Genomic DNA, 13,212 nt, shown 5'->3' with positions numbered 1-13,212 from the left:
TATTTTGTTGTATATGTTCTATTTGAATCTGCAGCACTCCTTTAAAAGAATAGAGAATCTATGAAATTTGATTTGAATATAAAAATTGAACAGGATTAATTACAGATTCATATATATTTGCTAAATAAACGTTATTATGGTGTTTATGTGGCGAACTTAGCAGATGAACACTATGCGTTTTTAAAGCGTTAAACATTGTAATAGCAGTGTTTAAAGTTAATTTTAAAGAAAAAATAGTTTACGAAGTGATAAAACCTATAAATTTTATTTTCGAGCTCGATATAGAAAAGTAGTTTGGTATATGTTGTAAAGAATTTCAATTTAAATATTTCTATATAAATAATGAGATAGATATCAAAGTAGTTTCTATATACTTGCTTAGATCATAGTAGCAATATAAAGCTATGCCTAAAAGTTGTTTTTAGAGAATCCATTGGTAACATACTTTAAAAAGTAAAACTTCTTTCTGAAGCACTAATATAATAAGATTTTGGATTGGGTATATATTTAGGGTGTTGTTCGCCTTGTGTACTTGTACTGTTTTTTAGTAGGAAGGTAGTAATTGATTCTCCGTGAACGCTATGCGTTCACGGAGAATCAATTATACTAATCGCAGGAATGCTGGTTTAAAGTTTAAAAGTAAGATATTTAAATAGACAATGAATAATCTGTATTGCTCTTGTTTTAATTTTGAAATTAACTCTAAATTTGTATGGTAAGATACCAAATTCTTTAACAAAAATTTTATATCATCGTATATTCTTCTCGGAGTACATATTTAAGTTTCTTAAGTTGAAGTAAATGTAAAAGTCTTATTTTATGAACGTTTTAGAAGTGTTATTTAGGCGTTGTTATTTGGTGATGGGGCGTTCTTGAATCAATTTTTAGTGGCATATGTATATAGTAATTAATTCGATGTTTTTGATTGGTAGAGCAGAAGCCTTGGCTAAGAGATAATATGATTACAATTTAATAGGAAATTCTTTTCTTAAACATATGAAGATCTGGAGTATCAACCTTAGTTCCGAGGGGAGTACGGTAGACGTAGGCATATGTTTTTTTGAAATGAATGACTCTAGTCCAAATAAAACAAAATCTTCCACAAAAAACAAACGAATGGAAATATCGTTATAATAGGTGATCAAACAAAAATATCTATAGTAGAACGTAGTTTGCGAAGGTCATGATTTAGTACAACTGTTAGACGGTATATAAAAGAATTAATGAAAGTTTGTACTTCTGTTGGAAATGATATGTGATTAGGAATTAAAGAATTTTTCTAGTTATAAAAAAACTAAATTCGTTCGGACAGTAGAAAATAGCTAGCAAAAGCAAGGCGCACTCTTTTCAGAAGAACGAAGGATTCTGAAAACTGGCATATGTAGCATAAAGAAGGCAATAATTTTTGAAGTATCTTAGATACAATTTTCAGTAATGTTGAAACTCAAAGCGAAATGGAATGAGGAGAAAGTTATAGTTGTATGTGATCTCGTGTTTCTAATCACTCATTTAAGAGGTTTTGCGAATAAATTTCTTGCTTTTAGGTATATATCATAATAGATATATTAATCTAGGATTAACTAAAAAAACAAATCAATTTATTTCATTTCACAGCTGTACAATATAGTTATAAAAAAAATGTAATATAGATTTACGGATGTAGTTGAAATTTCTATCATAAATTGCGGGTTCATGAACGTTATAAAAACGGTCATGTTGCTATCAAAATATATTTTTAACACTACTAACTATTCTTTTGTATAGGATGTATTTAATATGAGAATACTATTAATATTGAACTACGCCCACTTAACAATGTTGCGACCCATTTAATTTATTAGATTACGGCTTTATCTTGGATTTCTTAATTTCGTCAAGTGTGGGACGATAGAACGTTGAATGTTTTACAATTGCAATGAGTTTTCTGCAACCAACATTCTAATAAAAAAGTAATCTGTACAAGTATATGGTAACAAGACAATCTGTATGCGTCGCCCACCTTCAAATTTTTGAGGAAGAAGTACTTTGTAATAATTTTGAGAATATTACTTTTAAGCAACTATGTTTTTAAATGATGTCACCAAATCGAAGACGTTACAAATTAAAATTATTAATCTATAAAGGTTAAGATTAATAATTTTAAGGAATCAGGATTCTTTTACAATTCAAACGTTATCGAAGTGTTATTTTAGTGATAATTTTCACGTGAACGCTATCCGTTATTTTACCGACTAACCCTTTAACTACAACGTTAGGAGTTGTTTAAAGTGCGTTACTCATAACAGGCGTATCAATTAATAAAATAAGTATATAAATGATGTTGTGTTCCATTTATATGATAAAAGCAATCTAAAATATATAAGGTGTTCTATAATTAGTACTGAATATTATAACAACAATTCCAACTAAATGTAGTAAAATTATATCGTATTAAATTCTTTAAACAGGAAACAACTTGCTAGAGGCAAAGAATAATCTTCCAAGGGCATATTTTAAAAAATGCCCTAAGTTTTGCCGTGTTATAGATGTTAATGAGAGTGTCCTTCTTATAACACACATTATTACAAAGGTATTAGTACAAGTTTGAATCATAAAAACGAAGTGGTTCATTTATAAAGCATAGAAATTACGAGAATAGTCACCTAACAAACTAAGAAGTTTACTTAGTGGATCTTGCGCCTTAAACATTCTTACAGACTGTTTAAGGCGCAAGATGTTTAATACAATAGGAAGAAATAAAACAGATGAGCGCTTGAGAAACGTTAATTTAACGCTTTGCGAAATGTGAACGCATAGCGTTTAAAAGAAATTCCCTTCATTAATATAATACGTTAAGATATATTTACATCTAAACGTATTATGTGATTTTAGGATCGATATGTTTTATTAAACAGTGTTCATAAGTCTTATGAATTAGTAATAATGAATGCTGCGATTGTATAATGCTGCTTTATTATTACAGATCTTAAGATTTATCTTAATTGAATGCTACACTTCATATAACAAATACAATCTGACAAATATATTAAATCAGGCTGGAAATATATGGAATATCTTTTGGATCCATAAGAAAGGACAAAAAAATATGTAGTTGTGGTTGTGCTGAAATTGTCTTCAACTTAAATGTAATCGAGTGTTATTTTAGTGGTTTTCAATGTGAACGCTACCCGTTATTTCAGCGTCTATCCCTTTAATATCAATACTCTGAGTTGTTTAAAGGACGCAATTTATGCTAAAGCAATATATAAAAATGATAACAAGTGTATCAATTAATAGTTCGATAATAAAGTTGTAGGTTTCTATGTTGTAATAACTAATGAACGTTATAATAACGATCCTGACTAAATGAAGCATAGAGCTTCACAATGCTATATGTCATGAAGTATTTAAAGCGAAGTGGTATGAAAAAAAGTAGTTGATGTTAGCTGACGATGTTCGAAGTATGATTACGGAAACATAGACATTAATGGGCGTGTTCTTCATGTTGCAAATATCTTAGTAGCAAAGATTTAAATTATAAGAGCAATGTGATTCGTCTAAAAGGCCAAGGAACTATGTGATAGCGGCCTAACAAATTAGAGAATAGAAGATTTTCTGTGTTTAGTGTCTTGAATCCGAAACGATCTGTAAGGATATTAGATGGCAAGTAGTTTAATACAATAAGAAAAAACGAAATGAGCGCTTACAAAACGTTAATTTAACGTTTTGTAAATGGTGAACGCATAGGATTTAGTAATAATGAATGCAGCAATTAATGGCAATGTATATAAAAAATCTAATCTGGCAAAATGAATTAAAGAATACTAGAAAAAGCATGTGGTTTCCTATAGAGGGTTTATTATGTAGTTGAGGAATTAGAGGATTAGTCAATCCTCCCTAAAAATCGGCAAAGAATACACTTAAGTAATTTTAGAAAATAGGATTAACATGTTGATATTAGCAATATAGAGTGTTTTTGGAATCCATAAGAAAGGTCCAATAAGATATGTAACTGTGGTTATCTTGGAATTCATTTAACCAAAATATGTTGAACCACTCAGCACTTAACATCTTCGCGGACCGTTTGAAGTGAGGGATCCTTAAGTACAGAAACCTAACGCTTTCTAATTCAGTAGGCTATTCCCATAGTTCCTAAGGTTAAGAGAGAAATTGATTCATTTCTATGGTTGAACACTGTGTTACGATCTCTATCATAATGTGTGCCACAATAAGGACAATCCCACTCAAGAATGGTTAGATTTTTAGCATCTTTGTTTTTGTAGTTACAATTGGAACATAATTGACGAGAAGCAAATGTTTTAGATAATACAACTAATTGTTTGCCATACCAATTTGCTTTATATTCCAACAGTGTTTGAAATTGTGACCAAGAGCTTTTGCAAGTATTTTTGAGCATGCCACTGAATCGTACGTATTCTTTACCAATGACATCGTGCTTTTTGATGATTTCAGCAGAAAGTTTATGTAAGTAATCAGCTCTTGCATTTGCCACATGTTCATGGATTCGTGCAACTTTCACACGTTGTTTATGCCAATTGGAAGAACCTTTTGTTCTTCTAGAAAGAATACGCTGTGCTTTCGCTAACTTTTCTTCTAATATACGGAAGAATGTAGGGTTCTTATATGTAGTACCATCAGAAAGAATGGCAAAATCTTTTAGTCCAACGTCAATTCCACAAGTGGATTCCGTTTTAGGCATTTTTTGTACCCCTGTTTCGACGAGGATAGATACAAAGTATTTACCACTTTGGTTACGTCGAATCGTCGCATGTAGAATACGACCTTCTACTTCACGACTTTTGGCAAAGCGAATAAGGCAATTTTATTTTATTGCCTGTAATTGCAATATTTGCGTTTGTTTGCTTGGTTATGTAGGATTGAACTTTATTCTTTTTAGACTTGAATCGTGGCATATCATTCTGTTTCTTGAAAAAACGTGAAAAAGCATCTGCGAGGTTTTTTAATGTGGATTGAAGAGCGATACTATCTACTTCTTTTAGCCAGATCGTATCCTGTTGCTTCTTTAATTGAGTAAGCTCGGCAGAGCAAGAAAGATAGGTTAACCCTTTTCCTGCTTTTTTATAAGTATCATTCCACCGAGCGAGAAAATGGCTAAATACAAAACGACTGCAACCAATCGTTTTAGCAATTACTATTTCTTGTTTTTTATTCGGATAGATTCGAAATTTATATGCTTTATTTACTAACATCGGTTGCACCCCACTTTGTTATAGGATATCTACAGTATACAAAAAAATGTAGGCTTACGCCTACTGACATTCATCTCCCACCTACCGTTGAGTTAGTCCACTTCACATGCTTGAGGAAGGAGTATTCTGTCAGAAAACGATAAAAAAGTACATTCTCAAAATTAAACAAGAAATAAAAAACATATTATAAAAAATTTTTTTACTCAATTAGATATGTATTGGATAAAAAACGTATATCTGATTTAATTTCGATTAAAAAAACGTTGAATGAACGTTTTTTTGGTGTTATCTTGCTGTTCTTGGCGGTCTTCATTCAATAGTTCAATTGCTTTATCCAGTTTTTCTTGTAATAACTGAATCTGTAAATCCTTGTCTTCTTTTTCTGAGCGTTCCTGTAATAATAGTTTAATGATATCTTGGTTCTGCTGTACAATTTTATCTTGTTGCTCAAACATGTAAGAAAATTTTTCTTGAATCATCAAAATATCTGTTTCTGAACGTTTTCTGAGCGTTACTTGAACTTCATTTTCCTCATGAACGCTATCCGTTTTCTGAGCGTTCTCTTCAGTGTTTTCCATGCTTCTTGTTGCAGCTTCTTCTAGTTTCCAGTTTTGATTTAAGTATTCTTTCATTTGCTTTAAGATATCTATATCATTCTCATAGTAAATTCGTTGATTACGCTCATTTCTTTCAAATATATATTCCATTTTTTCTAGTTCAATTGACCATCTGCGAAGTGTATTGGTGTTTATATCTAGTTGTTTTGCTACTTCTTGTGCAAAATATCCATATTCCAAACTTCACACCTCCATTATTTGTGTATTAGATATTGATTCGTTCTTGAAAAGATCTTTCCTTTAAGAGTAAAAATTTTATAGGCAGCCATCTAATCATTTGTACTCATATCAGTTTGTTTGTATACATACTTATATATTAAGTCAGTCTATACATCGAGCGTTAATGTTTTTTCAATAATAAACGCTATTCGTTCTAATAGCGTTCATTGTTGGAAGTGAACAAGTATTTATACAACATTAATGTAAGTAGGAAATTATTTTAAAACTAACTATTAATATTAGAAGTTTGTTGCTGATATAAGAATTTTACTAGATATTTGCAATAGAATCAAAGCTTTCATTAATAGAATTAGCAATTAAGTACTATTTGTTAATTACAAATGTCTAAAATGCAAAGAGAAAACTTCATTTATATGTGAACGCTATGCGTTAAAGTAGCGTTTATTGTTGTATTGAAGCTTGCATAGTATGTATTACTTGGATTTTAAAAAGGTACTGATATTATTTGTTTGGTTTTGAATCTCAAACGGGGTTATTTTTGTAAGTGAAAAGTAATGAGGATTATTCGGAGTTAAAATGTGTTGTTTAAATATTAAATAGTTATTGTTAAAAAAACATAATTTTGGGTTTCATTTGTATTAGTATGGACCAGATTTCTGAATAATATACACTAATAATTTGATATGAGATGTAGATGTATATAGGGAGAGGGAAAGGGGGCAATAAATCTAGAAGTTTATTAATTTGAGAAGGGTAATTGTAATTAAAATAAATTGAAAGAAAAAGTATAAGGGAAAATTTAATGTTATTTTGTTGATACTTACAGTAAATAAATCTTGTTTAAAAAAAGTGAAAGCTATAAATATATTAAAATGAAATTTCGTCTCGTTAATTTTACTCTATCAAATAATGATTAGCATGAAAAATTTCAAGAGTCGTTAAAATTAATAGAACAGATGTTGGAACAAAATGTAGATTGTACAGTAGTGGAAGAGGGGGACGAAGAAACTTGTATAATGAAATCAGTTGTTAAGACAATGTATGAAACAAGTTATTATACATTTTAAAGAGTGGAAATCCATGAATACGAAGCTTTTAACTTTTAAAGCACATAGACAAATTAGAACAAATTAATCAAATACTATTAAACAAGATTGATGAATAACAACTGGCTATTGATTCCACTCAACTGGTAGAATCATAGTCTAACCAATTGTTTAAGAAGTAAGTTATGCCAAATTAAATAAAAAATTAGGGAATCCTTTAGAAGGTATGCTAAGCTTCCCTAAAAAGTTACAAAAAGATGCAAAGTACTATATTTAATAAATCTTGTTTTAGAAATTAAAATAAATATAAACATTAGAATTGATTTTTGGCTTGTGATGTTTAGTGTATCAAGGTATTAGAGATTTATACTTAGTAAATTTCTAAGTAAATAGTTTAGTAAATAATTGAATATATTATATTCATAAGGTGTAATTTTTTTAGTTGAATTAAAAGAAAAATAATTATAATCCATAGAAAATGGATATTATTTTTGAAGTTATTTTATTGAAGATTAATAAGGCTATAGAGAACTAAAGGAAGTCATTACAAATAGCCTTGCTGTATATGTTTTTTTCAGCAAGGCTATTTGTAATTAGATTTTTTTGATTTTAATTGTGCTCTTCTAAAAAATTATAAAAAACAAGTGTATGACTATTATTTGTATCTAAGAGTGAGCTTGTATTTTGTGCATTACGTTTTCTACGATTTTGATTTTGTTTAGATTTTTGATTAAGCATTTTTATGAAATGTGCAGGATTACTGTTTTCAGCTTTATTAAACTGGAACCATTGCACACATTCTTCAAAATCCCATCGTATGTAGCGATCAATATCCGGTGGCAATCTTAAAGCAATTGTGTATGCATCATTTTCAGATAGGTATGTTAGCTCTTGACTCAAAATGTAGTAATACGCTTTTTTCTGATCTTCACTCAAATAATCATTTAAGTCTTGTAATCTATTATTTTTTCCTTGTTCCTCATGATTAACAGCAGGTTTTGATTGCTCTTCAATGCCGAAAAAATCTAAGGAAGGTGAAGGTTTAAAATTGTTTTTTTGCATAAATTCAAGATCTGTCACATTAGACTTTTTACTAATTTTGTTCTTTAAAAATCTAGTAAAAGTAGCACAAACATCAATTGCTACAGCCCATTTTATCTTGAAATATTCAACGATTTTTAAATAATTATTATGTATTGTTAAGATGTAAACAGAGGGGGCAATCTTTCCGTGCCGTCTTACCTTTATTTGTTGACATACTCCTAAATCTTGCAGCCAATTAAAAATGTAATTAATAATAGGTTTTGAAATTCCAGATTTTTTGCTAATGTGTTCTTGTCTAACTTGACTATAGCCTTCTTGTACTAAATAAGATAAAACAGTCTCTAAAGCTTCGTATTTCCTTTTGGTAAGATAATCTTTAGTGGTAGCACCTTCACACTCTAGGACAACACCATCAATATAAGAAGTTATTTTCTTGATTGCTTGATTGATAGCTCCAGGAGTTTTGGATAAGTGATGGATGTGGGGACTTAGTTCCGCTTTTGCTCGACTAAGCAAAAAGTTTCGCAACAACACTGAAAAAACCTCCTATTTTTCCACCGCAAATAAAAAGGAAAAACTGAGGTTTTATATTCACATTGTATATGCATTATGATATAATTTTAATATCAAGTATGATACTAAAGAAAAACACATATATTTATAGTGTGAATTAAAACCCTATCATAGAAGTTTTTAATTGGTTCCGGTCGCCAAACTAGAAGCCAATTAAAAACTGGACGGTGGGGTTTTATTTTTTTTGTTTTCTGAAAAACTTTCGTTCATAGGTAATTTATTTTCATTTTACAACTGTATGTACATAATATCAACACTCTAAGTTCACATTTGAAGAATTGGTGCAAAAATAGAAGTATTTCACATTTATTTTCATAAAAAATATCAGAATATTCACTTAACAATTGAGCAAGAATTTGTTTCTAGGTACTGTGGTATAATTTTCTTACTTATATGTACATTTCTGAATATTCGCGAAAAAAGACGAGGTGAAAATACATGAAGAAGTTATCTAGGGAAATTGATAATTATTTATCTTCTAAAAACAAAACATATACCGATCTTGCAAAAGAAATTGGAGTTGCTAAATCTACTATCTCTAATTGGATTAACAGGGATAAAGAAATATCTGTATATACATTTGCAAAAATTGTCTATGTGATTTTTACAAATGATAAGGATAAACAAGAACAAAAAATAATTGATTATTTAGGTACTTTAGAGGATAGATTGAACATAAATGTTAAAGTTGCATTTGCCCTTGGTCATTTAAACGATCACGTATTATTAATTGAATATCTCGCTGGAATATGTAAAGAGAGCAAGGATTTAGAAATGAGACGATTTGCAGATATATTTAATTTATATATTGATCGTTTGAAAGGTAAAAATGTCAGAGAAGTGTACTTGAATATCCAAAAAGCTAGAAATTCTAATGCTGATGTAGAAATCTTTTGTGATATACTCAGTATGTTAATTCTTTGTGATTTAGGTGATTTTGGATTAATGCAAGGTTATAAAGAAAGAGTCGAGAAGAATATTAGAGATGATAAATTAGTAACCAATACTTTCTTAAAGAGTTTATACGGATTTTGGGTAAAAGAACTTTGGAGTTATTCAATATTAAGAAAAAATAACTCTCTACAATTTGTAATAGAAAATGGTGAATTAAGAACTTATAAGGATATTGATTTCTTCCCTGTTATGGAAGCTTTGTTGAACATTAGGAGTGGAGAAAACCTTATGTTTTCTGACTATAAAAAATCTTTATATTTCTTTCGAGAAGCGTTAAATGTATTGAAAGGCGCTAAAGGTAGTTTAAAATACAATATAGCTCTAAATGATATTAACTTCATTAGAATCTTTTGGTGGAAAGATCTAAATAAAATTGATTTCGATAGATTACACCCAGCTGAATACGCTTTGTTTTTAATTAAAAAGGGAAAATATCAACAAGCGATAAATATACTTGAAGAAATTAGATCAAAAAGAAAAATGTTAACACCACTTCAAACGTGTTACTTGGGAATGGCTAAACAAGATATACATTTAATTAAACAGTCTATTGATATGTTTAAAGTAAATAATGATTTTCTGTATGTAAAATTTGCTGAAGTAATATATGATGAATATGCAGAAAATATAATTTAGTTGTCAAGGGATGGTGAAAAAATGGTGAAAAAGTTATATGTATTAATAGTAGCCGCTATACTGTTATTAACCCTAGTGAATAGTTCACTAGGTAAAATGGAAACACAACAGTACTCCCAAAAAGCTAAAAGTTCTGGGAATCAGTATATGGTGTATAGAATGATGGTCGATCCCGGCGGCGGTGGATAATTTTTCCGTATTTTATTTAAAATATATATTTTACAAAAGACATCGTTTTGAACGGTGTCTTTTGTGATTTTATAAACTGTTTTATAAATCCCTAGACGGGGAATTATGAAATTTTTGTATTATTTTTCACAATATAAAAGCAAAAAAGGGAGGGGCAACAATGGGGAGAATGGGATTAAGTGTAAATGAATTATTGGAGATTGTAAAAACAATTGATTTACAAACTTTTAGTGAAATTGTGGAGTTATGTGCGAGCTATGAACAAGAGGAGTAGGAGATACCTTATTCCTCTTGTTCAACTTGCGCTTTTAATTGGCTAGCATATTTTAATAATTCTTCTTCAATACGGGGTTTATGTTTATCTGGTACACCCATGTATCGTTCATAGAGTAATCTGGCTAAACGCTCAACTGGATCTTCACCTTTAATACTTTTTAAGAGATCTTCATCCGGAATTTCTTTTTTTAATAAAGAAGAGACACTGACATTTAAATAAGTAGCAATTTCCTCTAATTTATTTAAGCGTGGTGTTTTTTCTCCAGTTTCCCAACTAGATACAGTTCTATATGTAGTATTTAAATCTTCGGCCATTTCTTTTCGGCTTACTCCTTTTATAGCCCTTAATTTTTTTATATTTTTCCCAACAATATTTTCATCAATTGTCATTTTATTTATCACTCCAATTTTATAATTTTGCATAGTAACATAAGATTTCCGAAAGTAATTAACACTAAAGGTGTTAAAAATGAGAACTTTAGATGTTGACTTTAGGCTTAAGGACTAATAAACTGTATATAGGGGGTGAGGCACTTGACAGTTTTAAGAGAATTTCGTGAGTCAAAAGGCTATACGATTAATGAGGTTTCAAAAGGTTCTAAAATTCCAGTAAGTACATTGTATGATGTTGAGTCGGGTAGAAAGGGTTTAATTTCTAGTCGAGCAAAAAGTATATCGGATTTTTTGGGAGAACCAGTTGAAAAGCTTTTTTTGGCAACATATTATCGAGCAAAGTTGGAATGAATTATTTTCATGAAAAATAATCATACATTTATATTGTAAATGAACAATCTATAAAAGGTACAATTTTATAATTATTTTTTAAAATATAATGTCTGAATTTATTAAGCATACAGTGAAGGATTAAAAGGAATCGACACCGCCTAAACCAGAGACCACAATCAGAACAACCACAAAAGCCACAAAAGTCACAAAAACCAGAGCAAACAGAAGCACCGCAACCGCAGGTATCGGAACAACCAAAAGTAACCGAAAATCCTGTCATTTCACAACTAGAGAAACCACAACAGATAGTTATGAAACCACAACTAGAACAAACACCAAAGAAAATCGAAACGTATCTTCCGACAACAGGCGGTAAAGCTGAAAATCCATACATAAAATGGATCGGTCTTGCATGTGTCGTACTTGGCTTAATTGGAGCTGTATTTGCGGTAAGAAAACGGAAGAAAGCTCAATCTTGATATGAAAGAATATGAAGCTCATTTTAGTAATGTAGATGAAAATCCATTAGGCTTTGCTATTGGATGTCGGAATGCATGTATACTCGTAATTCCCATTTGGACGGTTATTTTTTGGATAGGGAGCAAGATATAAGAAACCGAGAAGGAGATGAAATGAAATGTCAGAAATCTACGGCGGTGGAATGAAAAATTTAGGGAAACCTGGGGAAGGCGTTATGCGGCGCAAGAGTGCTTGGTTACCTGAAGAATTGATGCAAGCAATTTCAATCGCTCAAACTGTAATTAAACCATTAAAGCAACATGATTATTGGATAGAATCCGCTACAAAATTATTGGCAGGAAGTATTTTGTATCTGGATCAACGGCATAAAAACCTATATTACCTAGATGAGAAAAAAGTTATTGAGTTCACGGAAAAAATGTATCAGAGTGAAGCGAACTTGGTAGAGGTAGTAAATTCGCTCGAAAATGAGCATCCAGCATATCATATCTTCCATGAGCTAGGTCTTTATTCAAAAGAAACAAGGGATGCGATAACTATCACTTTGCTATACATTCTTGAAAAACATCAACGTGAAAAGCAAGGGGAACAAAAAGAGTATTTTTGGTTTCAGTAGTAGTCAGAATAGGAAAATGAAATAGGAAGGAGTACAATACATGTTAGGCGTAGCTAAGAAGTATACAAAGGTGATTAGAGCGTTGAAAGAACTGAATGAAGGGGAAAAGGTTGTAGGTGTGATAAAAGCTCGTTTTGGAGCTTATAAAACGGTCATAGAAGGTTTGAAAGAAAACGCCAACGATTTTATTTTCATTTTTGATCCAAAAGGTATCTTTTATGAAGATACCCATCACGAAAAACGAAAACAAGGGTATCACATAATCAAACATGATTTATTAACTGGTTATGAAACACTACAAATGGATCTAAAACAAAAATCCGTTGTGTACATCAGTGTAGAAACGGAAACAAGTACGTATCAAGAGAGAGGAGAAGCATTATCTAATTTTCTTCAGTATCTAACAGAATGCAAGAACATAAGACCAATTCACCTGGTATTTCATCAATATGATTTGTACCCGATCCCTCATATGGAGCAGTTTTTAAAAGAAAGCGCAACATACCACATTCAGCATTCAATCGTAGTTGAATCTCAATCCGCATTACAGCACATATACGGAAAAGAGGCAGCACAACGCATCATAACCTCGTATAATACAACAATCCTAGCATGATATGAAGCACTCGTTCACTATTTCATCCTATCTAGATGGCTAGAAAACT

General features: G+C 30.6%; 8 protein-coding genes and 2 pseudogenes. 6 read left to right on the top strand and 4 right to left on the bottom strand.

Features of this window, described 5'->3' with window-relative positions; all coding sequences use genetic code 11:
* Window positions 1-4,108: 4,108 nt before the first annotated feature.
* The 3 genes and pseudogenes from tnpB to MHB52_RS34710 all read right to left on the bottom strand — a co-directional run bounded on the left by tnpB (window position 4,109) and on the right by MHB52_RS34710 (window position 8,631).
* Window positions 4,109-5,210: pseudogene (gene tnpB / locus MHB52_RS34720) on the bottom strand (IS200/IS605 family element RNA-guided endonuclease TnpB).
* 242 nt (window positions 5,211-5,452) lie between these two features.
* Entirely contained in the window at window positions 5,453-6,007 is a 555-nt protein-coding gene (locus MHB52_RS34715; protein ID WP_002090348.1) for a MerR family transcriptional regulator, read from the bottom strand.
* Window positions 6,008-7,662: 1,655 nt separating this feature from the next.
* Window positions 7,663-8,631 (bottom strand): hypothetical protein, encoded by a 969-nt coding sequence (locus MHB52_RS34710; protein WP_061664913.1) that lies wholly within the window; start codon window positions 8,629-8,631, stop codon window positions 7,663-7,665.
* 477 nt (window positions 8,632-9,108) lie between these two features.
* On the opposite strand from MHB52_RS34710, the gene MHB52_RS34705 reads away from it, so the two are divergent.
* Together MHB52_RS34705 and MHB52_RS34700 are read left to right on the top strand one after the other, a co-directional pair.
* Window positions 9,109-10,260 carry an AimR family lysis-lysogeny pheromone receptor gene (locus tag MHB52_RS34705; RefSeq protein WP_061664914.1) on the top strand — a complete coding sequence of 384 codons (1,152 nt, stop codon included), beginning with the start codon at window positions 9,109-9,111 and terminating at the stop codon, window positions 10,258-10,260.
* A gap of 21 nt (window positions 10,261-10,281) precedes the next feature.
* Window positions 10,282-10,449 (top strand): hypothetical protein, encoded by a 168-nt coding sequence (locus MHB52_RS34700; protein WP_172797045.1) that lies wholly within the window; start codon window positions 10,282-10,284, stop codon window positions 10,447-10,449.
* Window positions 10,450-10,731: 282 nt separating this feature from the next.
* Here the strand turns inward: MHB52_RS34700 and MHB52_RS34695 are convergent, their stop codons facing one another.
* Window positions 10,732-11,115: a helix-turn-helix domain-containing protein gene (locus MHB52_RS34695; protein ID WP_061664915.1), complete on the bottom strand. Its 384-nt coding sequence runs from the start codon at window positions 11,113-11,115 to the stop codon at window positions 10,732-10,734.
* Window positions 11,116-11,259: 144 nt separating this feature from the next.
* On the opposite strand from MHB52_RS34695, the gene MHB52_RS34690 reads away from it, so the two are divergent.
* The 4 genes and pseudogenes from MHB52_RS34690 to MHB52_RS34675 all read left to right on the top strand — a co-directional run bounded on the left by MHB52_RS34690 (window position 11,260) and on the right by MHB52_RS34675 (window position 13,163).
* A complete protein-coding gene (locus MHB52_RS34690; RefSeq protein WP_000217388.1) occupies window positions 11,260-11,469 on the top strand; it encodes a helix-turn-helix domain-containing protein in 210 nt (69 codons plus the stop codon).
* A gap of 94 nt (window positions 11,470-11,563) precedes the next feature.
* A pseudogene (locus tag MHB52_RS34685) lies at window positions 11,564-11,930 on the top strand (LPXTG cell wall anchor domain-containing protein); the annotation flags it as partial.
* 158 nt (window positions 11,931-12,088) lie between these two features.
* A complete protein-coding gene (locus MHB52_RS34680; protein WP_061664916.1) occupies window positions 12,089-12,547 on the top strand; it encodes a hypothetical protein in 459 nt (152 codons plus the stop codon).
* A gap of 40 nt (window positions 12,548-12,587) precedes the next feature.
* Window positions 12,588-13,163 carry a hypothetical protein gene (locus MHB52_RS34675; protein WP_061664917.1) on the top strand — a complete coding sequence of 192 codons (576 nt, stop codon included), beginning with the start codon at window positions 12,588-12,590 and terminating at the stop codon, window positions 13,161-13,163.
* Window positions 13,164-13,212: the final 49 nt, after the last annotated feature.

Source organism: Bacillus sp. FSL K6-0073 (genome assembly GCF_038006085.1).
GTDB lineage: Bacteria > Bacillota > Bacilli > Bacillales > Bacillaceae_G > Bacillus_A > Bacillus_A cereus.
Note: the sequence above shows the minus strand (reverse complement) of the source record. Positions and strands in the feature narration are given on the sequence as shown.

Bases quoted from the DNA above. Each gene is read 5' to 3' on its own strand.
- MHB52_RS34705 (WP_061664914.1), top strand. From the start codon at position 9,109: ATGAAGAAGTTATCTAGGGAAATTGATAATTATTTATCTTCTAAAAAC.
- MHB52_RS34695 (WP_061664915.1), bottom strand. From the start codon at position 11,115: ATGACAATTGATGAAAATATTGTTGGGAAAAATATAAAAAAATTAAGG.
- MHB52_RS34700 (WP_172797045.1), top strand. From the start codon at position 10,282: ATGGTGAAAAAGTTATATGTATTAATAGTAGCCGCTATACTGTTATTA.
- MHB52_RS34680 (WP_061664916.1), top strand. From the start codon at position 12,089: ATGTCAGAAATCTACGGCGGTGGAATGAAAAATTTAGGGAAACCTGGG.
- MHB52_RS34675 (WP_061664917.1), top strand. From the start codon at position 12,588: ATGTTAGGCGTAGCTAAGAAGTATACAAAGGTGATTAGAGCGTTGAAA.